The following is a 25,157-nucleotide window of genomic DNA, read 5'->3' as shown; positions in this document are numbered from 1 at the left end:
ACTTCTATGTATATAAGTGTAATGATATGTACCGGCTTATAAAAATTGAACCAATATCACAAAATAACAACGTTTGGGAATCATTCATGTGCAAGTGTAAACAAGCAGTATCACTAGTTAGAGTCCGACGTAGCGTCTGGCAAAAACTCTCTGGCATCAAAGAGGTTTATCGATGCCGAGAGTGTGGAGAGAAAACCATCGTTCGCTAACGATACTGATTTACCAATAACGCTGCCTAGGTTGAAACTTAGGCGGCGTTTTTTTTCTTAATGCGCTTTGCATTCGACCGAAGTTTCGCCCCAGCATAATGCGTATTTGACTGTAGGTTTCATAGGCGAGCAGCTTCCACGCTGGTGCAGTCCAGTATCTGGTGTACATATGCTTCATGGCAGCATTCACATCAGGCGACATTTTCGTGATTTCGGCGGCGAGTGATAACGCTTCCTCTATTGGCTGATCACTGACCTTTGTCACTAGTCCATACTCTAGCGCTTGTTGCGCAGTAAGCTCAGTCCCACAAATAGAGATCAACAAGGCTTTGTCTTTTGGCATCACTTCTCTTAGTGCTATCGAGCCTGCCATATCCGAAGTTAACCCCATCTTAGATTCCATGATCGATAAGTTGGCGTTTGGTGAGCAAATACGAAAGTCGGCACCTAGCGCGATCTGCATGCCCGCTCCCCAACAATAACCATCAATCGCGGCAATCACAGGAACAGAGAGTTTGCGCCAATTACTACTGACTTGTTGAGCACGATTGGATTGTCCGGGAAGCCATTTGAAAAGCAGCCTCACGGCATTGCTCTTTTGCGTCATCATAGATTTGAAATCTAAGCCCGAACTAAAGTTGCCTCCTGATCCGGTCAAAATCACCGCTCGCAGTTGACGATCTTTTTTGAGCAAACGACTAACATCAATTAACTCATCAAACATTGCCATATCGACACCATTAAGTTTGTCTGGTCGATTGAGTGTTACGGTCACAATATCGTTTGAACGACTAACTTCAATCCTCTGATACGTCATCTTTGTGATTTCCCTATAGTTGTTTTCTGAATGTAGTTATCTTCTGAAGTTATATGCTGACTTTTTAATCAGTTTAGTGAGGGTTCGCTTCAACGTTAGAATATTTACTCAATAATGAGAGGTCTCACCTGTTTACAGTAGGGTCACGCATTGTGTGAGAAGCGGCTGATCAAGTAGCGACTACACTACTAATTTTAAGAGGTCGGTTACGTTATGAAGCTATAGTGCTTGTTTTATATCATTTGAGTGCTTGAATGGAAGTGCTCCATTGGATGAATAGGAAGTACAATCCATGATTACGGAAAATCAAAACTCGCAAGTGTCAAACAATGACACTCAACCCGCATCTGATGCCCATCAGAACGCCGATTCAATACATGTCATCGAATATAAACCTCAGGATCCTTGGTGGTTTAATGCGATTATGGCTGCGTTTACCTACCTGTTGCTGGTCTTCGTTTTACCGACTCAGTTAACCGGTGGTGATCGTGACACATTAGCGCTAATCGACTCGATCAGCCGATTGGCTATACCCATCTCGTTGATATGGTTTACGCCTACAATCATCAGCAAGCTAAAACAGTTTCGTCAAACTAAAGTGACACCAGCGTAGCCGTTAAGTGATCATTTATGGGCATCAGCAAGATGCTTGTCGGTAAAACTTTATTTTTCTAGCTTCACTTCAGAACTTTTATGATTTACAGACAGTTAGCTCTAGCACACTTTTGCCCCACTAAAAATGTGAGTGAGATCACCTTGATCGTACATTTTCATAGTGTTATCGTGGTTTGGATGACGAAAATGTGACCACAAGGAGTGTGCTTTGCCGAATATTCAAGTGAGTCGTTGGCGTGTTGAATCTTGTCCTGAAGCTTTAGAGCAAAAGATCATCTCAGCCGTCGCCTACAAGGAAATGAAGGGAACTATTTCTGATTTTGAGTTGTGTCAGATATTCGGAGAAACCGTTTGGAAGAGCGGCGATGATTACCATACTCATGCAGTATCCGTGCTTATTAACGAAGCAGAAAAGTGCTGCAGAGTCATACCAAGACAGTTAGCCCAACGGCTTTAAGTTTGCTAATAGTATTCAGTTTGTATCAAAACTGTCTTAGTCTCATTAAAAAGGTCTACCCTAGGGTAGACCTTTTTTTGTGCCACTCGACGTGACCTAATCTCACAAATAGCTAGCCTTGTAATTCACTAGCCTTGTGAATAGATACCTTCGAGTGTTTCGTCTTTGCGCTTCCATACATCGTTTAGCCAGTGATGGAAACGGCGCTTAAATACTTTGTCATTGAAATAGTCGCCGGTCAGGTTCTCATCCATTTCATACACGTCTATCTTCACCACGACTTTGGTGAGTTTTCCTTTTAGCATATCTTCAAACGGCTTTTCACGGTTTTCTGGGTACGCCAAAGTGATGTCAACGACACCATCGAGCAAGTGATTCATCGCATTCAACGTAAAGGCTACTCCGCCTGTTTTCGGCTTAAGGAGATGGCGATAAGGTGTCTTTACCGTCGCTAGCTTGTCTGCGTTAGCTCGAGTACCCTCAACAAAGCTGATCATTGTGGTCGGGACGTGTTCAAACTTACGGCACGCTTTACGTATGGCATTGAAGTCATCATTACGACGCTCAGGGTGTTTGACCAAATAGGCTTGAGAATGACGCTTCATAAACGGCATATCCAGCCCCCAGCACGCTAACCCTACAAACGGTACGTAAAGCAGACTTTGCTTCAAAAGAAACTTACACATCGGGATTTTGTTTTTCATCACCGAGGTAATGATCACGATGTCCGTCCAGCTCAGATGATTAGACAACAGCATATACCACTGCTCTGGAGATAACTCTTCCCCACCCTCAACTTGCCAATCAATATTATTGTTGATGTTGAGAAGCCAAAGGTTGAGCGTCGCCCATAACCACATCTGTTTGTTTGACAAACTCGTCATCAAGGTTTGGATCGGCTTCAAAGGTAAGACAAGTTTGATAATGGAAAATGTACACACAACAACCGCGGTCACCGCTGTGTTGAGGATTACCAAAAGAGAGGAAATGACCAGTCGTAGATTACCAAGCATACATTTTGTTACATCTGAAAAAGGGAGGGCAATAATAGCAATTTTTTGTCAAACGTATAGTAATGCTTTGTCATTTGCGTGGAGCTTGGACAAGCTCCACGAATAATTCATTTTATAACAGTAGGTTACTAAAGCCAGCCCGCGAGATGTCCGACCAGGTAGAGCGCAATTGCAGCCATCACACCCGCGACAATGTCATCGATCATGATGCCGAGACCGCCATGCACGCGCTTATCTAACCACCCTATCGGCCACGGTTTTACCATGTCAAAAAAGCGGAATAATACGAAGCCAGTAATCAGCCATTTCCAATCGTCAACAGGCAGCTTAAGCGCAGGGACGATTGCCATGGTAATCCAGAAGCCCGCGAACTCATCCCACACGATGGAGCCGTGATCATGCACGCCCATATCTTGAGAGGTCACATCGCAGATCTTGATACCTATGATGCATGCCAGTACGACCGCAATGAGATATACACTAAGAGGCAGTTGAACTAGCAGCAAATACAGCGGAATCGCAGCAAGGGTTCCCATGGTGCCTGGAATAATTGGTGACAAACCACTGCCAAAGCCAGTTGCCAGCAAGTGCCATGGATTTTTAAGTGAGATTAGGTCGAGAGGATTGCTCATTGATTTCCCTTAAAATGATCGAAGCCATCAAGTTGCCAGCTCACTGGCGCGTCATTGTTATGCAGTTCTAACTGACCAGTCCCGGTGATCTGCCCAATACAGGTGAATGGCGTGGTACTCAGCGCGACTTCTAACTGCCCACGGTTTGCTTCAGGCACTGTAAAGCATAGCTCGTACTCTTCACCGCTGGTTAATGCGTATTGCTGTGCTTCTTCCGTTCCACCGACGAATCGCACCAATTCATCTGAGAACGGCAATTCAGCAACATTCAATCTTGCGCCGACGTTTGAACGCTTAAGGATATGTCCCAAGTCAGAAACAAGGCCATCTGAAATGTCGATAGCGGATGAGGCAATATCGCGCAGCGCTAGACCAGCGAGCACACGAGGTGTCGCTTCAAAATGGCGTCTTTGCAGTTCGCTATTAAGCTCTTGGTCACCGCTGATGTTCTTCTCTAGAATCACATCCAGACCCGCTTTCGCATCGCCCAGCTTTCCGGTCACGTATATCCAATCACCAGATTCAGCACCGTGTCTCGTTAGCGCTTTGCCTTCTGGCACTAGCCCTTGGACTGTCAGGGTAATCGTCAATGGTCCTCTCGTGGTATCTCCGCCGATTAATTGAATTCCGTAGTAATCCGCAAGCTTGAAGAAGGCAGAAGAGAAACGCTCTAGCCAAGACGCGTTCATCTCCGGAAGCGAGATGCCCATAGATACCCAAGCCGGAGAGGCGCCCATTGCGACAAGGTCGCTAATATTGGAAGCAAGCGCTTTATGGGCGATATGTGCCGGATCCGCATCGGCGAGAAAGTGAGTACCCGAAACTAGAGTATCAGTGCTAATGGCAATGTGGGAGCCGTTTGAGGGTGCAACGATGGCGCAATCGTCGCCTTGAGCCAGGACAACGTCCTTTCGGCTTTGCTGCTTATGAGCAAAGTACTTGTCGATTAAGCTAAATTCACCAGACATCGTGTCGATTTCGTACTGAAAAGGTGGAAAGAGTATATAAAAAAGGCCAGCAAATTGCTGACCTTTTTACGAATAGACAAACTTTGTTTCGTTACTTCTTACGAACGTGCGGTGCGGCTTTATCTAGCACACCGTTAACGAATTTGTGGCTGTCTTCAGCTGCGAATACTTTTGCAAGTTCGATAGCTTCGTTAATAACCACTTTGTAAGGTACGTCTTCACGGCTTGTCATCTCGTACATCGCTAGGCGAAGTAGCGCGAGTTCCATCATATCTAGATCTTGCATTGGACGAGAAACAAATGGACGTAGCTTGCTGTCTAGTTCCGTGTGATTCAACGCGACACCCGTGAGTAGGTCACGGAAATATACAACGTCAGTCTCTGGCGCAGTCAATGCAGGCTCAGCAGCATGATGCTCTTCTTCATCATACTTACCACCTGATAAGAACTGTTCTTCAACAGTGGCAACATTTTCTTTAGTAATTTGCCAAGAATAAATTGCTTGCAGAGCAAATTGACGTGCATTACGACGTGCGGCTGGTTTCACACTGGCCCCCATTAGGAATCGATTTCAGAAAGAACGTTGATCATTTCAAGCGCGCTTAGTGCAGCCTCTGCACCTTTATTACCAGCCTTGGTTCCTGCACGCTCGATAGCTTGATCGATGGTATCAACAGTCAATACACCAAATGCTACTGGTAGGCTATATTCCAGAGACACTTGTGCAAGACCTTTATTACACTCACTACAAACATAGTCGAAATGTGGTGTACCGCCACGAATGACTGTACCTAGCGATACGATTGCATCAAACTTGCCTGTTTTTGCAACACGTTGAGCAACAAGAGGTAGCTCAACTGCACCTGGGCAGCGTACAACCGTGATGTTGTCTTCGCTCACTTGACCGTGACGTTTCAAAGTATCGATAGCACCCGATAATAGGCTTTCATTGATAAAACTATTGAAACGAGAAATAACAATAGCAATCTTTGCGTTCGGTGCTGGGAAGCCACCCTCGATAACTTTCATATGCTTTCCTTATAAACTATGTTCATCGCGCGAGAATCGACGGATTCTAGCACAAGTCATTTATTAATATCTACCGCTAACTTTGCTCAAACAAGGCTTTAGCAAAGCGTTTAAAAACGAGGTGCGGACTCAATGAGAAAAAGCCTTTGCTTATCAGAAGCAAAGGCTTAATAAATTACTCAGTTACGTATTCCGTTACTGTCAGACCGAAGCCACCCAATGCGTGGTATTTTTTATCAGCCGACGACAATAGCTTCATTTCGTGGACGCCGAGATCAGCCAGAATTTGCGAACCAACCCCTACGCGACGTGATGTGCCCTGCTTTTTCGCCATTGTTGGCGCAGTGCCGCTGTCTTGCTGCTCAAACATCTTGATTTTATGAACCAGGAGTTCAGTACTCTCTTCGTTACCAAGAATAACCAACACACCACCTTCATCACCAATACGCTTCATCGCTTTATCTAGCGTCCAGCTGCGGTCAGAGTTACGGTTTGAGCGCAGAATATCGGTGAATGTGTCTTGCAAGTGAACACGGACTAACGGCGTTTTCGCTGTCAAATCTCCTGCACACATCGCATAGTGGATTTGGTTGTCGATCGTGTCACGATAAGTAACAAGCTCGAACTCACCAAACTCAGTTGGCAAATGACATGCTGCAACGCGCTCAATGGTGGTCTCGTTGTTGTTACGGTATTCGATTAGATCCGCAATCGTGCCAAGCTTGATGTCATGTTTTTCAGCAAACACTTCAAGGTCTGGGCGACGCGCCATGGTGCCATCGTCGTTTAGGATCTCAACGATCACCGACGCTGGCTCAAAGCCCGCAAGCTTAGCAAGGTCACAACCCGCTTCAGTGTGACCTGCACGGGTCAGAACGCCACCATCTTGCGCAGCAAGTGGGAAGATATGACCTGGCTGAACAAGGTCTGCAGCCTTTGCATCTTTAGCAACAGCAGCTTGCACGGTGCGAGCGCGGTCTGCGGCAGAGATACCGGTCGTCACGCCCTCGGCTGCCTCAATAGACACAGTGAAGTTTGTGGTGTATTGAGCGTTGTTGTCTTGCACCATAGGTGGCAGACCCAATGATTCACAACGCGCTTTGGTCATAGTTAAACAGATGAGACCACGACCGTGTGTCGCCATAAAGTTAATGGCTTCAGGGGTAATCTGCTCAGCGGCCATAATAAGGTCGCCTTCGTTTTCACGGTCTTCATCATCCATAAGGATGACCATTTTTCCTAAACGAATATCTTCGATGATTTCTTGCGGCGTACTAATTGGCATTTCACGTTCCTGTTGTTGCGCTCGTTGTTATATTGGTTTGGCAATATTACGCAAAACCGTTTTGTTGTAAGAATTCCATAGTGAGTCGAGATTCAGGCTCACTTTGCGCCTGAGCATTGAGTAAACGCTCCATATAGCGCGCTAGAACGTCGACCTCTAGATTGACTTTTCTTCCTACCTGGAAGTGGTCGATCGTCGTCTCTTCAGTCGTGTGTGGCACTATGGTGAGCTTAAAAGCATCTTTGCGCAAATCGTTCACGGTCAGGCTAATACCATCCACAGTAATGGAGCCTTTTTCCGCAACATATTTACTCAGTTCAGAAGGCATTTGAACCCAAAACTCAATAGCGCGACCCACGTGTTGTCGGTCAACAATCTCACCGACACCATCGACGTGTCCCGATACAATATGACCACCAAATCGAGTTGTTGGCAGCATCGCCTTCTCAAGGTTTACTTTATCGCCTACACGATAGTCAGCAAAACCGGTTTTATTAAGTGTTTCTACCGACAAATCAGCGTGATAACTCGTCTCTGAGTAGTCAGTAACCGTCAGACAAACGCCATTGGTAGCAATACTATCGCCGAGCTTTACATCGCCCATGTCCAGCTTGCCGACTTCGACAGTCACGCTGATATCTTCACCTTTCGGTGTAATGGCTTTTAACGTGCCAACGGCTTCTATAATTCCTGTAAACATCTTCTAATTCTTTGTTAGCTGTGGCGTAGCAACGATACGGATATCCTTGCCCACCATACGAATATCTTTAATATTGAGGTCGATAACGTCTTGCATCTCTTCAAGACCGAGCGCACCGATCAGTCCTCGACCATCTGCACCCATAAGCTTAGGCGCTAAATAAACAATAAGCTCGTCGACAAGTTGCGCTTGCATCATTGAACTCGCCAGCGTTGCACCCGCTTCGACCCAAACATGATTAATCTGGTGCACCGCTGCCAAGGCGTCTAGCGTTTTCGCGAGATCAAGCTGCTCATCGCTAGTCAGTGAGATATCAAGATCACCACCCTGATTAGCGACTCGGATGATAGGACCTGTCGATTGAAACAGTTTCAGTTCTTCGGTGAGCTGATGATGTCGGTCCAAAATCACACGCGTTGGTTGGCGAAGCTCCTCTCGCTCTATCGTCTCTTTTACCTGGCTTGGTAGTTCATCCCAGCGAACGTTTAGCGACGCATTATCGTCAATGACGGTTTTGCTCGTTGATAGGATAGCGCCAGCTTGCGCTCGATATGCTTGCACATCTTTTCTTGCTTCTGGCCCTGTAATCCACTGACTTTTGCCATTCGCAAGTGCAGTCTGACCATCGAGGCTGGCTGCCATTTTTAGCTGAACGAAGGGACGCTGGGTTTCCATCTTCTTGAGAAAACCCGGGTTGAGCGCACGAGCATCTAGCTCAAGCAAGCCAACGTGCACCTCAATACCTGCTTCTTCAAGCATGGCAAAACCTCGGCCCGCAACTTGTGGGTTAGGATCAGACATAGCGCACACCACTTTCGCGACGCCCGCTTTAATCAAACCTTCGGCACAAGGTGGTGTGCGACCATAGTGTGAGCAAGGCTCTAAGGTTACATAGGCCGTTGCACCTTTGGCTTTGTCACCAGCCATACGCATCGCATGCACTTCGGCATGTGGCTCACCGGCTTTTTTATGGTAGCCGTGACCGACAATCTCATCGCCGAGCGTAATCACGCAGCCCACGTTAGGATTTGGCGCTGTGGTAAAGCGTCCTTTTCTCGCAAGGTCTATCGCTAAACTCATCATTTGATGGTCGATAGCGCTAAACTGACTCATAGTGATCCATACCTATCGTTGAGTGGGGTAAACCGTTAATCTTCTAAGCGAGCGATCTCTTCACCGAACTCGCGAATGTCTTCAAAACTACGGTATACGGATGCAAAGCGAATATAGGCGACCTTGTCTAACTCTTTCAGTTGAGTCATCACTAAGTTACCAATCATCTCACTCGGCACTTCGCGCTCACCCGTGGCACGAAGCTGAGATTCAATGTGGCTGATGGCCAGTTCAATAGAGTCAGCGCTCACTGGGCGTTTCTCTAGAGCACGCTGAATGCCACCTACCATTTTATCTTTGTTAAAAGGCTCTCGGTTACCATTGGATTTGATCACTTTTGGCATCACGAGTTCAGCACTCTCAAAGGTGGTGAAACGTTCATTACACGCCAAGCATTGGCGGCGACGACGCACCTGATGGCCATCAGCGACCAGTCTGGAATCGATGACCTTTGTGTCATTTTCAGAACAAAATGGACAATGCATAACACCTCCTATGGTTTAGACCACAGTTTAGCGAAATTTAACCTATTAAGAAATCTACTATTTGACCAGTCAGGTAACGCAATTAGGTGTAATCTTGGATGGCGTCACACTCTTGCCAATCAAATTCGCGAACCAAGCTGCGCCACACGGAATCGAAACTCGCTTTGATGACTACCGGCTCTTGCGTAATTGGGTGTTCGAACTCAAGACAAGACGCGTGCAAGAGCAATCGACGCGCGTCATAATGGTCGCGGAACAAACGATTGTGTCTGCCATCACCATGAGTAGTGTCACCGATAATCGGATGACTCAAGTGGTGCATATGGCGACGTAGCTGGTGCTTTCGACCTGTTTTTGGCTTCATCTCCATTAGACAGTATCGACTGGTTGGGAAGCGCCCTGTTGAGTGAGGAACCTCAACCTTGGCAAGCGGCTCATAAGCGGTGACGGCTGGCTGTGCTTCTTTGTCTTTATCAGCAAATTTATCGGCGATCTTATCCAGCTCAACCTTAAGCGCGTAATCCAACACATCCCCTTCTTCAATCCAGCCGCGGACAATCGCATGATAGGTCTTCTGGATATTGTGCTCAGCAAACATTGGCATCGCTTTTGAGGCGATTTCACTTGATAAAGCGAATAGCAACACGCCTGACGTTGGCCTATCTAAACGGTGCAAAGGAAAAACGTGCTGCCCTATCTGATCGCGTAAGGTCTGCATCACAAATCGAGTTTCATTCTTATCGAGCCATGAGCGATGCACTAACATACCAGCAGGCTTATTGACGGCAATCAGATAGTCATCGCGATACACGATTTCAAGAGGCTCTATTTGAGTTTCTTCTTGAACCGATTCAATGGATCCACTCATTTTGCTGCCTCATCTATCTGCTTTAACACCAATAAGATCTCATTCAGTTCACTGCGCTGCTTCCAAACTTCTTCGAAGTAAGGGGTGATCTCAAAACCCTTGGGCAAGTCACTTCCCGATTGGAGCAGCACTTCCATGCGTTCAATAAAAATCCATTGCAGCCATTCGTGAGGCTCCAATGTGTCTACGGCAAACGGTTGTTGACTGCTCAGTGCTGCCACATCTGGGGATTGCTGTTGCCACAGTGAGTGCTTTTTAAGCAGCTGTTTCAGCTCAATAAGTAATAACTTCATAATTCTATGGGGATCGAGACGAACAAATTCACGACTTTCACTTATCGGTATTGAAAATGCTCGTTAATGACTTGAAAATTGGCGATAGAATACCATTTATTGTTCTATACCCAAACCGTACTAGGAACCCCTCCATGGAAACCATTCATACTTTGACGGATCTGTTGGTCAACAGTGGCTGCCAATATCATATTTACGATATCTCTCGACGCGTACAACTGATTGATAATGAACAGTTCGCCGCCGTTGAGCGTGCCAGTCAGCCCTACCCGTATCCGATTCAAAGACAGGCTCAGTTTGCCATCGCCTACTGGAATGAAGAGAAACAGCCTTGGATTTGGTTCCTTAAGTTCCAGCTTGATGAACGTGGTTTGCTAAGCCAAGGCGATGTCGGCCAGTTTCTAAAATACGTTCTGGAAGCAATGGGGACGCGTCTTGGTAAAGAGATGAATGAAGAGCAACAACAAAAGCTCTCAAACAACCCATTTACGTTTAAGCCAACAGACGACAAGTTAGCCGTCTTCCATAGCCTATTGAGAGCAGAATTGGATCTGACCACCAGCCAATACTATCAGCATGCACGTGACTACTTCCGTGGCGACCTAGGCTGGGATAACTGGCAAACGGTTGGACTGCAAGGCATCACGGATATGGCAGCGAGGCTTGGGCAAGAAGAAAATGGCCGTTTGTTCCGCACTAGTTTACGTCACCTTGCGAGCGAGCCCCGCTATGCTCTACTTGGCGCACTTGAACATGTGGCGTTGCCAGAAAAGCTCTCTACAACGCTGCGCGAACTTGCTCAATTTGAATGTGAGTCCGATGAGCCGGATCTGTTCTTATTAGCGGCTTATGCTCGCGCGCTATCGGGAGGCAAACCAGAGCAACTTGAGTCATTGGTGACTGAGATTTTGGCCAGTGCGCGTTTGAGTCATCAAGAAGTGCTGATCGCCATTGCAGGTCGTGCGTGGCAGCCTCTGACTACTCCAGCCATAGCCGAGAAGTTCTTGGTACGTTTAGCACAAACGGGTAACCAAGGCTTGTTTAATCAGTTATTTGCCGATCTGGTGATGATGCCGAGCCTGCGTTTGGTGCTTCTGCCATTGCTGCACTCTAGCCCATCACCCGAGCTCGCTAACGCACTGGTCGCGCTGCAACAGGCAGCGACACAAGGAAAAACTCACTAGGAAGGTGAAATGATCGATAATCTTTTGATGATATTGGCGCTGAGTATGTTCTGCTTTGTATTTTGGCAGCAGCGGCGTCAATCTGAGATTGCCAAGGCGGCGGTGACACGTCGCTGTAAGGAGTTAGATCTGCAAATGTTGAGCGTCTCGTTTGGCGCTCACAGGCTAAGAGATGCCAACGGCCGATTCGGTTGGCATACTATTTATGAGTTTGAGTTTTCAGCGCTTGGTGATGACTATTATCAAGGAAAGCTGGTGATGAAAGGCTTCCATGTGCTGAATTTTCACTTTCCGGCACACCGAATGTAGATTGGAACTGATAGTACGGACCATGCTCATCTTCCGCTTGTCCGTACTGCTCAAACCCGAGTTTACTTAGCAATCGAATCGAAGAAGCGTGGTCAGTATCGACGTTCGCTTCAAGCCTCTTAAGTCCTAATGTATGAACAGCATCGGGAATAAACGCTCTTAATACCTCTGTTGCAATCCCTTTGTTCCAGTATTGCTTATCAAAGATATAGCCTATCTCTCCTTCACCTTCCGCTCCACGCTCAATGAAAATATGCCCCATATAATCGCGCGTACGCAGATCCAGTGCCGCCATCGCATAGAACTTTGAATCGCTCAGTATGGATTGAAACAATTGGCGCGCAGTGGCTAAGGTATGAGGACCATTCATGTGTTTACGATTTTTCGCGCACACGTTAAGCATCAGAAAATCCGACTCTAAATAGTCGGTATAGGGGACGAGAATGGTTCTGCGAGTAACTATTGTCATTGACTTCCTTTTCGTAACTAAATACCCAAGTAACCTGACATAGGCTTTAGACTCTGTGTTCTTTAGATTAAGTGCGACACTTGCATGAGAAGTATGAAAGTTAGGGTTTATAAATAAGAAAAGCCCCAACACTTGCGTATTGGGGCTATAGTCTTACTCGCAGCAGTCCGGCTACTAAAAATGCTCCATGCATCATCCGTAATAGTGGCTGAATCCTTCAGCTATATCCATTCGTCGCCGTCCTAGCGGTGTCCATCTCATCCAATGACGCTAACCATCCCAGTCAGCTCGCTTCACTTGTTCCTTGAGCGGTGTCCTTGACCATCATCCTGATGGGGTTCCTGCACTCTTCCTGAGCGTGTCCATTTCCTTAAAAATCACCGTCCTGATGATTGTTCGCTTCCCGCGCTATCCTAACTTCCTTGCTGGTTACGTTTCCCTTGGTAACCAAATCTTCTTCCTGAAGATGACCTTCCAATGTCATTCCTGTTCCGTGTCAGCATCCTTCCGACAGGTTCTAATTTACCCTAATGGCGATTCTGGACAATCTACCCAATACAATTTTTTTTGCATCGACACTGTTAAAATAAGGTTAATTTCCATATTAAACATATACTTAATTATTTTTTCTTCCAAATTTCTGGCGATCTTTTCTCTTTATCTCACAGCTCGTGTGAGAGATCTCGCACAGTGCGTTTCCAAATTGGCTAATGTCTTAGATTTACTCGTTTAAAGTCACTGGTGATGCCCGTCACATAAGCTCCGCCTGTACCTCCCTTAGATTCGAAGGTACTATTAATGGAAAGCCTATTTAATGGAATAACCACCATGATTACCAAAGATGTCTCCGCAGAGATTGAAGCTGCAATCAGCTCATTGCACGCCGAGGGAAAAGAGCCAACCGTTGCACTCGTAAAGGCGCGATTGAAGACTAAAGTACCAATGCCTGCGCTGATCACCGTGATCAAATCTTGGAAGAGCAGTCAGCACGTGCCTAAAGTAGAAATCGCGGCAGAAAAGGCCGAGCAACCTCTTGAGCTAAGAGTGAAAGAACTAGAACAACAAGTTGCCGTACTAACTCAGCGACTAACAGCTTTGGAGCAATCTCGTGACTGAGCCGTTAAAACAAGCTGTTAAGATTTGGGTCGATGCCGATGCGTGCCCAAAAGTGATTCGAGAAACACTGTGTCGCGCCGCCGAGCGTACGGGCTTAACTTGCACCTTTGTGGCTAACCACAGTGTCCCTGTGCCAAAGCGAGACAATATCCACTCACTGACCGTACCTGCTGGGTTTGACATTGCGGACAATGAAATCGTGAAAAGAGTCAACGCCGGTGACTTGGTGATTACCTCTGATATTCCTTTGGCAGATGAAGTCATCACCAAAAACGCTGTGGCACTCAGCCCACGCGGTGAGCTTTACACCAAAGATACGATCAAGGCTCGCCTCAATATCCGTGACTTTATGGACACCATGCGCTCAAGTGGCGTTCAAACTGGCGGTCCTGCGCCCCTTGGGCAGACAGAGCGCCGCGAGTTTGCGAATCATTTAGATAGATTTCTGGCAAGAGCAACGCGCTAGGCGAAGTCGACTATCTCCAGACAAAAAAAAGAGTCAGCCGATATTCGACTGACTCTTTTTATATTTGGGCGTATTCAAGCGTTAAGGACGCGGTAAGTAATCCGCTTTACCCACCCACTTATAGCTAGTCAGCTCTTCTAAGCCCATAGGGCCGCGAGCGTGCAGTTTTTGAGTCGATACCGCGACTTCGGCACCAAGACCAAACTGAGCACCGTCAGTAAAGCGTGTAGAGGCATTCACGTAGACCGCGGCTGAACCAACAGAGTTAATGAACTTCTCTGAGTTCACTAGGCTGTTGGTCATGATAGCGTCTGAGTGGCTAGCGTTATGAACGCGCATGTGGTCAATGGCTTCTTCAACATCTGCCACGACTTTCACGCCTAGAGTGAAGCTTAGCCATTCAGTGTCGAAGTCGCCTTCACCGGCATCACGCAAGTCATCAAAGCCTGCCAACATCGCTTTCGCTTTTGGCTCTGCGACCAGTGAGACTTTACCTTTCAAGCGCTCTGCAATCATTGGTAGGAACTCAGCTGCAACGTTCTCGTGCACAAGCAGAGTATCTAATGAATTACATGCTGAAGGGCGTTGCACTTTTGAGTTCTCAACCACATCCAAAGAGCGAGTGAGATCAGCGCTGTCATCCACGAAGATATGACTGATACCAAAGCCGCCAATGATAACTGGGATGTTGCTGTTCTCTTTACACATTTTGTGTAGGCCAGCACCACCACGCGGGATGATCATATCCACGTAGTCATCCAGTTTAAGCAGCTGCGAGACAAGTTCACGATCCGGTTTTTCGATGTACTGTACTGATGCCGCAGGCAGACCCGCTTTATCGAGCGCAGACTGAATCACTTTAACCAGTTCCATGTTAGAGAAGAACGTCTCTTTGCCACCACGTAGGATGCTAGCATTACCCGTCTTCAAACATAGTGCTGCAATGTCGATAGTCACGTTTGGACGCGCTTCGTAAATCACGCCAACCACACCAAGTGGTACACGGCGACGTGAAAGGCTCATGCCATTCTCAAGCACTTTACTATCAATCTCACTGCCTACAGGATCAGACAGGGTGATAACGTTACGAACGTCATCAGCGATACCTTTCAATCGCTGTTCGTTCAGCAGTAGGCGATCAAGTAGTGCTTCTGTCAGACCGGCTTCACGGCCTAGGTCGATATCTTTCGCATTCGCAGCCAAAATAACGTCAGCGTTTGCTTCGAGTTCATCGGCGATGATTTGCAGTGCGCGATTCTTTTGCGCCGTTGACGCGGTCGCCAAAGCAAAGCTAGCTTGCTTTGCGTTTTGGCCTAGTTTAATCATATCCATAACGGTTCCCTTTATTCTTAATCTTGAATGACGACCATATCGTCGCGATGAATCACTTCTGCACCATAATCATAGCCGAGCGTATCCGCGATTTCTTTACTGTGCTTGCCTGCTATTTTGGACAGGTCTGCATCGGAGTAGCCACAAATTCCTTTTGCCACCAAAGCTCCGTCATTAGTCGTCACACGTACCACTTCACCACGAGCGAAGCGGCCTGAAACTTTTATTACCCCTTTGGCAAGTAGGCTGCTGCCTTTGCCAATCACTGCATTTACCGCGCCTGAGTCGATAACAATGTTACCGGTTGCCGCAGGACCTGCGAGTATCCAACGCTTACGATTTTCTAATGCCTCTGGCAAAGGTAGGAAACGAGTGCCTTGAGGTTCATTAGATAACGAATCAAATACCACGTTTTCTGCGCTACCTGCTGCAATGATAACTTCGATGCCTGCGCGACGCGCAATATCTGCCGCTTGCAGCTTCGTCGCCATACCACCTGTGCCAAGCGTCGTACCGCTACCACCCGCTATTTTGCGAAGCGTTTCATCAATAGTCGTCACTTCGCGAATCAGTTCGGCATTTGGGTCTTTGCGAGGATCAGCTGTAAACAAACCACGCTGGTCAGTAAGCAACAACAGCTTATCTGCACCGCACAAGATGCCGACCAATGCCGATAGATTGTCGTTATCGCCAACCTTGATTTCACTGGTTGCTACCGCGTCGTTTTCGTTGACGACAGGGATGATGTCGTTTTCAACCAAAGCGTTGATCGTGTCACGTGCATTGAGAAAGCGTTCACGGTCCTCAAGATCGGCGCGCGTTAGCAGCATTTGTCCGATTTTAAGCCCGTAGATAGCAAACAAAGACTCCCAAACCTGAATAAGTTGGCTTTGACCAACGGCTGCTAATAGCTGTTTGCTCGCCATCGTTTTGGGAAGCTCGGGGTAACCTAGGTGCTCGCGACCAGCCGCAATAGCACCTGACGATACCATCACTACTGAGTGGCCAAGCTTTTTAAGCTCAGCACATTGTCTGACGAGTTCAACCATATGCGCTTTGTTAAGCGCTAGGGAACCACCTGTTAGGACACTGGTACCTAACTTCACCACTACCGTTTTTTTGTCGGTAGATTGACGAGTATTATCCGTTGTCATCTCTGCTTGTTTGACGTGAAAAGTTTAATAGGGAGTGATGTTTTAGCAATCAAACATCATTTGTACAAGTAAAAAAGCGGTAGGAAGGGAAAAGAGGCGCAAAAAAGGTCTCAATGCTGATTTGATAGGCATTGAGACCGGATTTCTAGTACTAAACGAACTCTACTGAATCATCGTGAATTGATACGCTCAGCTCGAACTTCTCACTGAGTGTCTTCACCAATTTTTCATGAAACACTTCTTGCGTTCGATTTATCTCACTAACTGCCGATTTTGGTGCAGATTCTAAAATCCATTCACCCGTCTGATTGTAACGGCCGATCTGGTACGTCGCTTCAAACTGGTCTTCAACTAAGGTTAAGTCTAACCACCAGCCCCAAAACTCTCGATCTTCTGGAGACTTGGTGTCATCAACGCACACAGACAGGCAGTCAAAGTGATACGCGCCGTCTTTGCATAAGGTTTCTCTCAAGTAAGGGCCGATAGCTTTTAAGGCTGCAACTAAGCGATAATGAGTAGGGTTTTTAGCCGCTTCTGACATAGTGAAACTCCGTTTCTATATGAAAATAGTTGTAAAGATGAAATAGCGATAATTCTTATAGGATAATTATAGTTTTATCATATGCTTGATTACATACTGATTTCATATTTAACTAATTCCACACAAATGTCACCTTAAAAGTTCGTCCTCCAACCACTTAATCGCCATTTCGAGGGATTGCGCATACCCTTTTGCAATGCCCTTCGACGGAATCTCTTTCGACTTTCCATACTGGCTAAACATAGCAAGCAAGCGGTTGTCTGATATCGGCGAGACGATATCGCCTTCCATACTCATCGCCAAGATAGGCACTTTAGTGCGACGTGACGACAAGAACCCTTGCACTTTCAGTGACCAGGCAGTGAGTTGCCCTGCCAGACTATTAATATCCACTGCATCTTTACCAATGCGAGATGCCAACATATCTAGGTACATCTTTGGCATAGATTGGATGATTTGCGGAGAAGCCAAGCAGTGATGGATTGGCGCTCCCAGTGTGACGCAGGCTTTGATTTTTTCTGGCTCTAGAAATGAGAGGCGAGCCATAGCATTACCACCGAATCGGAAACCCAGCACCCCTACTTTGAAATGGTCGACCCAAGGAATATTAGGAAGCTCATTTAACACAGCCTGGTGCAGACATGACGTATCCTCGGTCAGCGGCCAATGAGAGCTGTGCCCTATTGATGGCATATCGACAGTCAGCATAGCGATACCCGCCGGCGCTAGATAATCTCGGAACAAACGCCACATATCTGTTTGCAGAGAATCAAGGCCTGCACTCACGATCACAACAGGTTGGGGTTTTTCAGTGCTCACCAAGTGGAGGTTGGCGGTAATCCGCTTATTTTTATATGGGACCTCTACCTGCTTGATAATATGACTGGTGTGTTTGGCCGCTTCGTTGTAAGCGTTATTCGCCAACACTTGAGCCTGCAAGGCTAGGTTGTCATTTTTCAGGTGTGGGTAGCCAGCGATACTAAAGCTCAATGAGGCCTTAAATAGCTCCTCTGCTGCAGCATCACCTGTAAGGTCATTGGCTCGCTTCTGGTGAAGCATCCCAAGCTTGGTCCACTCATAGTTCCAGTTACCGCCGTGGTAGCCCATAACCGTATCGAGCCACTCATCTATCGTTCTTGAGTGATCAGAAGACGCAATTTTGGCAAGTGTCTCTTCCAACTCGATAGGGTCAATACCTTGCCATGCCCATTGCAGACGCAACAGGTTCCGGTACCAAGAACTCGGGTTCTCAGCGCGGCGGCGCTCAAGAATTTCCATGCTACTTGGCATATATCGAATGAGATGGGAGGTTTCCTTTGCTTGTTTGTTCTTTTCAAACAAGGTTTCAGAGATATTTTTACTGACTTCTTCAGACATACGCGCACCAACTATTACGATTACAGCATCAATATAATCGAATAATCATCATTATTCAGGGGTTTTATCGACATTTTAACGTGGTTCTATCGCTGTTAGTGACTTGGTTTGTTAAATATCTGAAATCCATGTTTCAGGGTTGACGACGGTTGATTGCAAATATGCTGGATTTCGAGCAAAAAAAAACCGCAACTTGGAAAAGTTGCGGTTTTTTTAAACATCACTGTTTACTTTTGCTTACGGTTAATTGGCTCAACGTAAGACAGCGCCATATCCCATGGCTGCTCGATCCAACAATCTTGGTCGATATCAACAATGTACTCGTCAACTAGCTCTACACCAGCTGGCTTAGCGCACACGGTTACTAGCTTAGCTTTCGGGTACATTTCACGGATTTTACGTGCTGTGTCACCGCTGTCCACAAGATCATCAACGATTAGGTAACCTTCACCGTCGTGCTCTGGAGCTTTAAGTACAGTCATATCACGTTGGTGATCGTGGTCGTAGCTAGAGATACATACTGTATCTACATAACGAATACCTAGCTCACGAGCTAGAATCGCTGCTGGTACTAGACCGCCACGACTTACACCGATAATGCCTTTCCACTGTTCCGCTGGCATTTGACGCTCAGCGAGTTGACGGCAATATGCGTGCATATTGTCCCAAGTGATGATGAATTTGTTAGCCATAATAATAACCTAATTAAACCGTATTCGAGACTTAAGCAGCCACAATGTACTTGATGACAAAGATTGCAGACATTACCCAAACACTCATGGATACGTCGCGACCTTTACCACTCAGTGCTTTAATAGCAGCATAAGCGATGAAGCCAAGTGAGATACCTTCTGCAATTGAGAATGTGAAAGGCATCAGCAAACAAGTCACAACAACCGGTGCCGCTTCAGTAATGTCTCTCCAGTCAATACCGACTAGACCTGACATCATTAGAATTGCTACATAGAATAGCGCACCCGCAGTTGCGTAAGCTGGGATCATACCCGCCAAAGGCGAGAAGAATAATGCAAGTACAAACAAAATGCCAACAACTACTGCAGTAAGACCAGTACGACCACCTGCTGCAACACCGGCAGTACTTTCTACATAAGAAGTGGTGTTTGATGTACCTAGTAGCGCACCTACTGATGTTGCTGTTGAGTCAGCCAGTAGTGCTTTATTTAGACGTGGGATTTTGCCGTCTTTACCAATAAGGTCAGCTTTTTGTGCTACACCAACTAGCGTGCCCGCCGTGTCGAACAAGTCAACAAATAGGAAAGCAAACACAACAGAAATCATACCGATTTCGAACACTGCCGAGAAATCAAGCTGCATGAAGGTTGGCGCGATGCTTGGTGGTGTAGACATGATGCCGCCCCACTGAACGTCACCAAAAATCAGACCAAGACCCGTTACTGCTAGAATCGCAATCATTACCGCACCTTTTACGCCACGGTGAACAAGAGCAATAGTAATGAAGAAGCCAACAGCCGCTAGTGTTGCAGGAAGAGAAGTGATGTGACCTAGAGACACAAGTGTCGCTGGGTTATCAACCACAATACCTGCGTTTTTCAGCGCGATAAGCGCTAGGAACAAACCGATACCTGCTGAGATACCCGTTCGAAGCGACATCGGAATCGAGTTAATGATCCACTCACGGATCTTAAACACGCTCAAAAGAATGAACAAGATACCAGAGCAGAATACTGCCGCCAGTGCCACTTGCCATGTGTAACCCATACCCAGTACTACTGCGTAGGTAAAGAAAGCATTCAGGCCCATGCCTGGTGCTTGTGCGATTGGGTAGTTTGCTACAAAACCCATAATGAAACAGCCGATAGCTGCTGCCAAACAGGTTGCAACAAATACTGCGCCGCGATCCATGCCTGCGTCAGCAAGAATTGCTGGGTTAACAAAAATAATGTAAGCCATCGTCAGGAACGTAGTGATACCTGCGATAATCTCAGTGCGCACTGTTGTGCCGTTTTCACTGAGCTTGAACAGCCTTTCGAGCATAATCGAATCCCTAAAAGTGTAAAAAGTAAACGGTTGCGTAAACGATTGGCGCGAATTATAAGGTTATCAAAACGCAAATTCCAGCTAGAATTTTCACTCTAAACAGCGAATTATCCTCTTGATATGAAACTTATATGGTAACGATCACTAACAATTTGAAATAGTTACCGAGAAAGCGCCCCTTTCCATCATAGCGACTAACCAAGACAACTGCGCAAAAAGTAGCCACACTTTTTGAGATAAAGACGGCATTTCACGGAAAAAAGGCAAAAAAAACGCCACTCATATGAGTGGCGGTAGAATAATTTGGTCATCAATTGGGGTATGTAACCAACTATAAATTCTTCAAAATAGGGGGAAAACGTATCGCTTATCTACCGTAGTAGACGTTGTACGCGAAGTCTTTTGTGTATACGTTTTGATTCGTCCAAAACATCGCGCTTGCTAAACCTTTCATAACATCACCTTCTAACAAAACAAATAGTGGAAAAACGTTGCTTTGAGTCTCGGTTCCTTGGAGGCGATAAATCGGGCTCTGTCCGTGAGCATTGTGTTGATTCTCTCAACTGGTGAAAAGAATACCATATCGGATTAAAATTACAACCATAAAGACGATCAAAGTCACAAATATTTCTTTCAACCTACCAAAAACCGTAATTTCTGTAATTTTATTACGGATATTAATATCATTAGTATGCATTGGCGCACACTATGCTAGTCACGAAAATTGACATGACCCATTACATTATCTCTTCGGTTTCACTACTAGATGTTTACAACTAGTGGTATCCTTTGCTTTGTCTTTAATAAGCTAGAAATCCAGATGTTCACACCGTGAATTTAAACATCTGACGAAGAACAACCTAGCAAAGCCCGAATAAAGGAGAGTTCTGTGTCTGAATTCCACTCTGAAATCAGTAAGTTGTCACCAGCCCCAGTATGGCAATTTTTCGACAAAATCTGCTCAATCCCTCATCCATCAAAACATGAAGAAGCACTAGCACAGTACATTATTGGCTGGGCAAAAGAGCAAGGTCTTGATGTTAAACGTGACACAACGGGTAACGTATTCATCAAAAAGCCAGCAACAGCTGGTATGGAAAACAAAAAAGGTGTGGTTCTACAAGCCCACATCGATATGGTTCCTCAGAAAAACGAAGATACCGATCACGACTTCACTGTTGATGCTATCCAGCCATACATTGATGGCGAGTGGGTAACGGCAAAGGGCACGACTTTGGGTGCTGATAACGGTATCGGTATGGCTACGTGCCTAGCTGTTCTTGCGTCTAACGATATCAAACACGGCCCACTGGAAGTGCTACTAACCATCGACGAAGAAGCAGGCATGACGGGTGCGTTTGGTCTTGAGGCGGGTTGGCTTGAAGGCGATATCCTTTTAAACACTGACTCAGAGCAAGAAGGCGAAGTCTACATGGGCTGTGCTGGCGGTATCGACGCAGCGCTTACCTTTGACATCGCACGTGAATCTGCACCGCAAGGTTATGTTGCTCGCCAACTAACACTAAAAGGTCTAAAAGGCGGTCACTCTGGCTGTGATATCCACACAGGTCGTGGTAACGCTAACAAACTACTAGGTCGCTTCCTAGCGGGTCATGCAAAAGAGCTTGACGCTCGTCTTATCGAGTTCCGCGGCGGCAGCCTTCGCAACGCAATCCCACGCGAAGGTTTCGTTACTCTTGCGCTACCAGAAGAGAACCTAGCTAAGCTAGATGAACTATACAGCTTCTACACTGAGCTATTAAAATCTGAGCTTGGTGCTATTGAGACTGACATCGTGTCATTCAACGAAGCTGCGGATCTCGCTGATGTGTTTGCCTCTGAATCTGAAACGCGCTTCATCGCAGCACTTAACGCATGTCCAAATGGCGTTATCCGCATGAGCGATGACATCGAAGGCGTTGTAGAAACGTCTCTTAATGTTGGCGTCATCACGACCCAAACAGATAAAGTTGAAGTGCTTTGCTTGATCCGTTCACTTATCGACTCTGGTCGCTCTCAAGTAGAAGGCATGCTGGCGTCTGTCGCTGAGCTTGCAGGTGCGACGATTGAGTGCTCGGGTGCTTACCCAGGTTGGAAACCCGATCCTGAGTCAGAGATCATGGCTATCTTCCGCGATATGTACGAAGGTATCTACGGTCATAAACCAAACATCATGGTGATCCACGCTGGTCTAGAATGTGGTCTGTTTAAAGAACCTTATCCAAACATGGACATGGTCTCTTTCGGTCCAACTATCAAGTTCCCGCACTCTCCTGACGAGAAGGTGAAGATCGATACGGTTGAGCTATTCTGGAACCAAATGGTTGCACTGCTTGAAGCGATTCCAGCAAAAGCATAATCCAATCTACTGAGCCAATATAAAGCCGATGTTTAACCAAAACATCGGCTTTTTTGTTTCATATCAAACGCCAGTTTTGTGTTTCGAATACAGCCTGTGTATATTGAGACCAGTTATCATTTATAGAGAAAGACACTATGCAAGTTTACGGTTGTTGCGAATTGGTTCGTGAAATTTATGCTCAGATTGGCAGTGGCGATCAGGCTTACATCCCTCAAGCGATCTCTTGCGCGGTTCGTGCGCTTAATGATGTCGCAGCAGATGAAAATCTACCGAAAGACGTTCGTGAAAAAGCCGCTTTTGCTGCCGCTAACCTTCTGATTTCAGATTTCGAAGACAAATAGAGAACTCACCATGAATCTAGCCAATTTTGAAACGATGGATCCGGTTATGCTGATGAGCATCGTCAACATGAAGTTGAGAGATGACTTTGGTGGCGATTTGGATAAGCTGGTGAATTACTTCGATATCAGTAAATCAGCCTTGATAGAGAAACTGGCGAGCGCTGGTTTTGATTTCTTACCAGAAGCGGGTCAGTTCCGCTAGAGCTCCTCGGTCGGAGAATACAAAAACCGCCAAGTTATGCTTGGCGGTTTTTCTTTTGCTCTAAGGGTTCATTAGCGCCTAGCCAAATGATGCCCAAATAACGGTTACCACTAATACCGGACAGATAAATTTAACGTAGAAAGGCCAAACCTTTCCAAACCAACCTAACTGAAAGTCTGGACAACCCTGCTCTAGCTCTTTGACTTTGCCAGCTCGGCTCCAAACCCAACCTCCAAATAAGCAGAACAACAATGCCGCTATAGGCTGCAGGTACTGTGTCGCAATCATTGCAACCAAACCAAAAAGTTCGCCGAAGTTAAACACGATATAAATGCTAAACAGCGCGATAGCAGCGCCTAACACCCAACTGGTCTTCTTACGTCCTGTGTTAAAGCGCTCATCTACCAGTGCCACTGGGCACTCAAGCATAGAGATAGAAGACGTAAGCGCCGCGATCGTTAGAAGAAGAAAAAACACCACCGAGAATACAAGACCAAGTAGGCCTAAGGACTCAAACATTAAAGGCAATACCGTAAACACGAGCGTATCTGAGCTCAATAAAGCACCATCTTCAGCATAAATCTGAACGCCTTTCTGCATCGCCACAAACATCGCTGGCATGACAACAAGTCCGGCAATAAAGGCGACTGAGGTATCTACCAAGGTCACATTCATCGCCATCTTCGGAAGATTCTCTTTCTTAGATAAGTAAGAGCCGTAAATAAGCATCGAGCAGCCACCGATTGTCAGTGAAAAGAAGCCCTGTCCCATCGCTGCTAGGATTAGCTTTCTATCCCATACCTTCTCAAAATCAGGGATAAGATAGTGCTTTAAACCTTCCATCGCACCTTGCTGCATCATGATGTAGACGAACAGCAAAGCGAAAAGAATGAATAGCGATGGCATTAAGCGAGTCGACCACTTCTCAATGCCCTTTTTCACGCCACCTTGGACAATCAATACCGTCAGAAGATAGAAAAGGACAGTACCAAATACATTACGCTCGACGCTAAAGCCTTTGAACCAATCCGCAAGTCCATTCGCACCAACGATTTCAGCCAGCGCACCAAAGAGAAAGCAAATTAACCAACCGCCAACGATTGAGTAGAATGCTAGTACCGCGCAAGGCACCATCAAGCCAATCCAACCGACTAAACCGCCCAGTCGTTTGCCTAGCGGATGATTAGTCAGTGATTTCATACTGTCTACTGGGTTCGCTTGACCATGACGACCTATCGCCATTTCGACCACCAGCATCGGAAATGCAACCACCAATATCATGACTAAATAGACAAGCAAGAATGCGCCGCCGCCATTGCTCGCTGCCTGAGTAGGAAATCCCCAAATATTACCCAAACCAACCGCTGCACCCGCAGCAGCCAGAATAAAGCCTAATCGAGATCCAAAATGCTCTCTTGGAGCTGTCGTTGAGTTTGAAATATCCACTGCAATTTATTCTTACGTACTAGTTTGCTGGTACGATAAGATAAAAGTTTGGATATAGCAATTTATTTAGTTGGATCGGCCAATATTGATGAGATTTGCGACCGTAAGTATTAATTTACGAGCATTAGTTAGGACAAGTTCGATTCGTTGTTTATTGCTATCTTTTTTGGGATCACACTGTTACCTATGTGCCCGGTTTAAAGTGTTACTTATGTGACCATCAGTGGACAGCTCGTGTCATTCCTGTGCAGACAGGAATCTATTTGAGACTTGGAGATCGCTTTGCGAAGACCCCTGCGTGCGCAGGCGCACGGCTAGTGGGGTGACGGCAGTTTTTGGAGTGACGGCCATTTTG

Annotated in this window: 29 protein-coding genes; 9 read left to right on the top strand and 20 right to left on the bottom strand. The window is 46.3% G+C overall.

Going from position 1 to position 25,157, the window contains the following annotated elements:
- Positions 1-219: 219 nt before the first annotated feature.
- Positions 220-1,026 carry a crotonase/enoyl-CoA hydratase family protein gene (locus tag LY387_RS03970; protein WP_234495393.1) on the bottom strand — a complete coding sequence of 269 codons (807 nt, stop codon included), beginning with the start codon at positions 1,024-1,026 and terminating at the stop codon, positions 220-222.
- A gap of 292 nt (positions 1,027-1,318) precedes the next feature.
- On the opposite strand from LY387_RS03970, the gene LY387_RS03965 reads away from it, so the two are divergent.
- Positions 1,319-1,639, top strand: a complete 321-nt coding sequence (locus tag LY387_RS03965; protein WP_234495392.1) for a hypothetical protein — start codon at positions 1,319-1,321, stop codon at positions 1,637-1,639.
- 210 nt (positions 1,640-1,849) lie between these two features.
- Positions 1,850-2,098 (top strand): hypothetical protein, encoded by a 249-nt coding sequence (locus tag LY387_RS03960; protein WP_234495391.1) that lies wholly within the window; start codon positions 1,850-1,852, stop codon positions 2,096-2,098.
- Positions 2,099-2,226: 128 nt separating this feature from the next.
- Here LY387_RS03960 and LY387_RS03955 read toward each other — a convergent pair whose 3' ends face one another.
- The 11 genes from LY387_RS03955 to LY387_RS03905 form a co-directional block, all read right to left on the bottom strand.
- Positions 2,227-3,111, bottom strand: a complete 885-nt coding sequence (locus LY387_RS03955) for an acyltransferase (RefSeq protein ID WP_234495390.1) — start codon at positions 3,109-3,111, stop codon at positions 2,227-2,229.
- A 128-nt stretch (positions 3,112-3,239) separates the two neighbouring features.
- A complete protein-coding gene (gene pgpA / locus LY387_RS03950) occupies positions 3,240-3,743 on the bottom strand; it encodes a phosphatidylglycerophosphatase A (protein WP_042477635.1) in 504 nt (167 codons plus the stop codon).
- A complete protein-coding gene (gene thiL, locus LY387_RS03945; RefSeq protein ID WP_234495389.1) occupies positions 3,740-4,711 on the bottom strand; it encodes a thiamine-phosphate kinase in 972 nt (323 codons plus the stop codon). The genes pgpA and thiL overlap by 4 nt, the downstream gene beginning before the upstream one ends.
- 91 nt (positions 4,712-4,802) lie before the next feature.
- Positions 4,803-5,270, bottom strand: coding sequence for a transcription antitermination factor NusB (gene nusB, locus LY387_RS03940; protein WP_006069876.1), 468 nt, complete (start codon positions 5,268-5,270; stop codon positions 4,803-4,805).
- Complete coding sequence (gene ribE / locus LY387_RS03935; protein ID WP_004415274.1) at positions 5,270-5,740, bottom strand: 6,7-dimethyl-8-ribityllumazine synthase; 471 nt, start codon at positions 5,738-5,740, stop codon at positions 5,270-5,272. The genes nusB and ribE overlap by 1 nt, the downstream gene beginning before the upstream one ends.
- A gap of 175 nt (positions 5,741-5,915) precedes the next feature.
- Entirely contained in the window at positions 5,916-7,025 is a 1,110-nt protein-coding gene (gene ribBA / locus LY387_RS03930; protein WP_042477632.1) for a bifunctional 3,4-dihydroxy-2-butanone-4-phosphate synthase/GTP cyclohydrolase II, read from the bottom strand.
- A 46-nt stretch (positions 7,026-7,071) separates the two neighbouring features.
- Positions 7,072-7,725, bottom strand: coding sequence for a riboflavin synthase (locus tag LY387_RS03925; RefSeq protein WP_234495388.1), 654 nt, complete (start codon positions 7,723-7,725; stop codon positions 7,072-7,074).
- 3 nt (positions 7,726-7,728) lie between these two features.
- The gene (gene ribD, locus LY387_RS03920) at positions 7,729-8,838 is read right to left on the bottom strand and encodes a bifunctional diaminohydroxyphosphoribosylaminopyrimidine deaminase/5-amino-6-(5-phosphoribosylamino)uracil reductase RibD (protein WP_234495387.1); all 1,110 of its coding nucleotides are present in this window, start codon (positions 8,836-8,838) and stop codon (positions 7,729-7,731) included.
- A gap of 35 nt (positions 8,839-8,873) precedes the next feature.
- On the bottom strand, positions 8,874-9,323 hold the full coding sequence (gene nrdR / locus LY387_RS03915; protein ID WP_128649373.1) for a transcriptional regulator NrdR: 450 nt from the start codon (positions 9,321-9,323) through the stop codon (positions 8,874-8,876).
- Between the two features lie 82 nt (positions 9,324-9,405).
- The gene (gene truC / locus LY387_RS03910; protein WP_234495386.1) at positions 9,406-10,191 is read right to left on the bottom strand and encodes a tRNA pseudouridine(65) synthase TruC; all 786 of its coding nucleotides are present in this window, start codon (positions 10,189-10,191) and stop codon (positions 9,406-9,408) included.
- Positions 10,188-10,484 carry a YqcC family protein gene (locus LY387_RS03905; RefSeq protein WP_234495385.1) on the bottom strand — a complete coding sequence of 99 codons (297 nt, stop codon included), beginning with the start codon at positions 10,482-10,484 and terminating at the stop codon, positions 10,188-10,190. The genes truC and LY387_RS03905 overlap by 4 nt, the downstream gene beginning before the upstream one ends.
- A gap of 134 nt (positions 10,485-10,618) precedes the next feature.
- On the opposite strand from LY387_RS03905, the gene LY387_RS03900 reads away from it, so the two are divergent.
- Both LY387_RS03900 and LY387_RS03895 read left to right on the top strand, forming a co-directional pair.
- Entirely contained in the window at positions 10,619-11,668 is a 1,050-nt protein-coding gene (locus tag LY387_RS03900) for a DUF3549 family protein (protein WP_234495384.1), read from the top strand.
- A 9-nt stretch (positions 11,669-11,677) separates the two neighbouring features.
- The gene (locus tag LY387_RS03895; RefSeq protein WP_112462101.1) at positions 11,678-11,977 is read left to right on the top strand and encodes a DUF3301 domain-containing protein; all 300 of its coding nucleotides are present in this window, start codon (positions 11,678-11,680) and stop codon (positions 11,975-11,977) included.
- On the opposite strand, the gene LY387_RS03890 is transcribed toward LY387_RS03895, so the two are convergent.
- A complete protein-coding gene (locus LY387_RS03890) occupies positions 11,868-12,446 on the bottom strand; it encodes a GNAT family N-acetyltransferase (RefSeq protein ID WP_234495383.1) in 579 nt (192 codons plus the stop codon). The two genes, LY387_RS03895 and LY387_RS03890, sit on opposite strands and share 110 nt — an antisense overlap.
- Before the next feature lie 828 nt (positions 12,447-13,274).
- Here LY387_RS03890 and LY387_RS03885 point away from each other — a divergent pair.
- Together LY387_RS03885 and LY387_RS03880 are read left to right on the top strand one after the other, a co-directional pair.
- The gene (locus LY387_RS03885) at positions 13,275-13,562 is read left to right on the top strand and encodes a hypothetical protein (RefSeq protein ID WP_112462179.1); all 288 of its coding nucleotides are present in this window, start codon (positions 13,275-13,277) and stop codon (positions 13,560-13,562) included.
- Entirely contained in the window at positions 13,555-14,028 is a 474-nt protein-coding gene (locus LY387_RS03880; protein ID WP_042496907.1) for a YaiI/YqxD family protein, read from the top strand. Before LY387_RS03885 ends, LY387_RS03880 begins: the two co-directional genes overlap by 8 nt.
- Before the next feature lie 81 nt (positions 14,029-14,109).
- Here the strand turns inward: LY387_RS03880 and LY387_RS03875 are convergent, their stop codons facing one another.
- From LY387_RS03875 to LY387_RS03850, 6 genes are all read right to left on the bottom strand, one after another.
- Positions 14,110-15,360: a glutamate-5-semialdehyde dehydrogenase gene (locus tag LY387_RS03875; protein ID WP_234495382.1), complete on the bottom strand. Its 1,251-nt coding sequence runs from the start codon at positions 15,358-15,360 to the stop codon at positions 14,110-14,112.
- 17 nt (positions 15,361-15,377) lie between these two features.
- Positions 15,378-16,514, bottom strand: coding sequence for a glutamate 5-kinase (gene proB / locus LY387_RS03870; protein WP_042477608.1), 1,137 nt, complete (start codon positions 16,512-16,514; stop codon positions 15,378-15,380).
- A gap of 151 nt (positions 16,515-16,665) precedes the next feature.
- Positions 16,666-17,055, bottom strand: a complete 390-nt coding sequence (gene crl / locus LY387_RS03865; RefSeq protein ID WP_234495381.1) for a sigma factor-binding protein Crl — start codon at positions 17,053-17,055, stop codon at positions 16,666-16,668.
- A 129-nt stretch (positions 17,056-17,184) separates the two neighbouring features.
- Positions 17,185-18,432 (bottom strand): esterase FrsA, encoded by a 1,248-nt coding sequence (frsA, locus tag LY387_RS03860; protein WP_234495380.1) that lies wholly within the window; start codon positions 18,430-18,432, stop codon positions 17,185-17,187.
- A gap of 227 nt (positions 18,433-18,659) precedes the next feature.
- Positions 18,660-19,124 carry a xanthine phosphoribosyltransferase gene (gpt, locus tag LY387_RS03855; RefSeq protein WP_042477599.1) on the bottom strand — a complete coding sequence of 155 codons (465 nt, stop codon included), beginning with the start codon at positions 19,122-19,124 and terminating at the stop codon, positions 18,660-18,662.
- A 31-nt stretch (positions 19,125-19,155) separates the two neighbouring features.
- Positions 19,156-20,448 carry an NCS2 family permease gene (locus LY387_RS03850; protein WP_042477594.1) on the bottom strand — a complete coding sequence of 431 codons (1,293 nt, stop codon included), beginning with the start codon at positions 20,446-20,448 and terminating at the stop codon, positions 19,156-19,158.
- An 892-nt stretch (positions 20,449-21,340) separates the two neighbouring features.
- Here LY387_RS03850 and LY387_RS03845 point away from each other — a divergent pair.
- From LY387_RS03845 to LY387_RS03835, 3 genes are all read left to right on the top strand, one after another.
- Entirely contained in the window at positions 21,341-22,810 is a 1,470-nt protein-coding gene (locus LY387_RS03845) for an aminoacyl-histidine dipeptidase (protein ID WP_234495379.1), read from the top strand.
- Positions 22,811-22,947: 137 nt separating this feature from the next.
- The gene (locus LY387_RS03840; RefSeq protein WP_042477592.1) at positions 22,948-23,154 is read left to right on the top strand and encodes a YaeP family protein; all 207 of its coding nucleotides are present in this window, start codon (positions 22,948-22,950) and stop codon (positions 23,152-23,154) included.
- A 10-nt stretch (positions 23,155-23,164) separates the two neighbouring features.
- Positions 23,165-23,356: a DUF4250 domain-containing protein gene (locus LY387_RS03835; protein WP_234495378.1), complete on the top strand. Its 192-nt coding sequence runs from the start codon at positions 23,165-23,167 to the stop codon at positions 23,354-23,356.
- A gap of 78 nt (positions 23,357-23,434) precedes the next feature.
- Here LY387_RS03835 and LY387_RS03830 read toward each other — a convergent pair whose 3' ends face one another.
- On the bottom strand, positions 23,435-24,796 hold the full coding sequence (locus LY387_RS03830) for a sodium-dependent transporter (protein ID WP_234496049.1): 1,362 nt from the start codon (positions 24,794-24,796) through the stop codon (positions 23,435-23,437).
- Positions 24,797-25,157 lie beyond the last annotated feature (361 nt).

Source organism: Vibrio maritimus (assembly GCF_021441885.1).
In the GTDB taxonomy this organism is placed as follows: Bacteria; Pseudomonadota; Gammaproteobacteria; order Enterobacterales; family Vibrionaceae; genus Vibrio; species Vibrio maritimus_B.
This window is presented reverse-complemented; position numbering and strand designations above follow the sequence as displayed.

What these genes read in the sequence shown, in the direction of transcription:
- LY387_RS03970 (WP_234495393.1), bottom strand. Translation starts at nt 1,026, where the DNA reads ATGACGTATCAGAGGATTGAAGTTAGTCGTTCAAACGATATTGTGACC.
- LY387_RS03965 (WP_234495392.1), top strand. Translation starts at nt 1,319, where the DNA reads ATGATTACGGAAAATCAAAACTCGCAAGTGTCAAACAATGACACTCAA.
- LY387_RS03955 (WP_234495390.1), bottom strand. Translation starts at nt 3,111, where the DNA reads ATGCTTGGTAATCTACGACTGGTCATTTCCTCTCTTTTGGTAATCCTC.
- pgpA (WP_042477635.1), bottom strand. Translation starts at nt 3,743, where the DNA reads ATGAGCAATCCTCTCGACCTAATCTCACTTAAAAATCCATGGCACTTG.
- thiL (WP_234495389.1), bottom strand. Translation starts at nt 4,711, where the DNA reads ATGTCTGGTGAATTTAGCTTAATCGACAAGTACTTTGCTCATAAGCAG.
- nusB (WP_006069876.1), bottom strand. Translation starts at nt 5,270, where the DNA reads ATGGGGGCCAGTGTGAAACCAGCCGCACGTCGTAATGCACGTCAATTT.
- ribE (WP_004415274.1), bottom strand. Translation starts at nt 5,740, where the DNA reads ATGAAAGTTATCGAGGGTGGCTTCCCAGCACCGAACGCAAAGATTGCT.
- ribBA (WP_042477632.1), bottom strand. Translation starts at nt 7,025, where the DNA reads ATGCCAATTAGTACGCCGCAAGAAATCATCGAAGATATTCGTTTAGGA.
- LY387_RS03925 (WP_234495388.1), bottom strand. Translation starts at nt 7,725, where the DNA reads ATGTTTACAGGAATTATAGAAGCCGTTGGCACGTTAAAAGCCATTACA.
- ribD (WP_234495387.1), bottom strand. Translation starts at nt 8,838, where the DNA reads ATGAGTCAGTTTAGCGCTATCGACCATCAAATGATGAGTTTAGCGATA.
- nrdR (WP_128649373.1), bottom strand. Translation starts at nt 9,323, where the DNA reads ATGCATTGTCCATTTTGTTCTGAAAATGACACAAAGGTCATCGATTCC.
- truC (WP_234495386.1), bottom strand. Translation starts at nt 10,191, where the DNA reads ATGAGTGGATCCATTGAATCGGTTCAAGAAGAAACTCAAATAGAGCCT.
- LY387_RS03905 (WP_234495385.1), bottom strand. Translation starts at nt 10,484, where the DNA reads ATGAAGTTATTACTTATTGAGCTGAAACAGCTGCTTAAAAAGCACTCA.
- LY387_RS03900 (WP_234495384.1), top strand. Translation starts at nt 10,619, where the DNA reads ATGGAAACCATTCATACTTTGACGGATCTGTTGGTCAACAGTGGCTGC.
- LY387_RS03895 (WP_112462101.1), top strand. Translation starts at nt 11,678, where the DNA reads ATGATCGATAATCTTTTGATGATATTGGCGCTGAGTATGTTCTGCTTT.
- LY387_RS03890 (WP_234495383.1), bottom strand. Translation starts at nt 12,446, where the DNA reads ATGACAATAGTTACTCGCAGAACCATTCTCGTCCCCTATACCGACTAT.
- LY387_RS03885 (WP_112462179.1), top strand. Translation starts at nt 13,275, where the DNA reads ATGATTACCAAAGATGTCTCCGCAGAGATTGAAGCTGCAATCAGCTCA.
- LY387_RS03875 (WP_234495382.1), bottom strand. Translation starts at nt 15,360, where the DNA reads ATGGATATGATTAAACTAGGCCAAAACGCAAAGCAAGCTAGCTTTGCT.
- proB (WP_042477608.1), bottom strand. Translation starts at nt 16,514, where the DNA reads ATGACAACGGATAATACTCGTCAATCTACCGACAAAAAAACGGTAGTG.
- crl (WP_234495381.1), bottom strand. Translation starts at nt 17,055, where the DNA reads ATGTCAGAAGCGGCTAAAAACCCTACTCATTATCGCTTAGTTGCAGCC.
- frsA (WP_234495380.1), bottom strand. Translation starts at nt 18,432, where the DNA reads ATGTCTGAAGAAGTCAGTAAAAATATCTCTGAAACCTTGTTTGAAAAG.
- gpt (WP_042477599.1), bottom strand. Translation starts at nt 19,124, where the DNA reads ATGGCTAACAAATTCATCATCACTTGGGACAATATGCACGCATATTGC.
- LY387_RS03850 (WP_042477594.1), bottom strand. Translation starts at nt 20,448, where the DNA reads ATGCTCGAAAGGCTGTTCAAGCTCAGTGAAAACGGCACAACAGTGCGC.
- LY387_RS03840 (WP_042477592.1), top strand. Translation starts at nt 22,948, where the DNA reads ATGCAAGTTTACGGTTGTTGCGAATTGGTTCGTGAAATTTATGCTCAG.
- LY387_RS03835 (WP_234495378.1), top strand. Translation starts at nt 23,165, where the DNA reads ATGAATCTAGCCAATTTTGAAACGATGGATCCGGTTATGCTGATGAGC.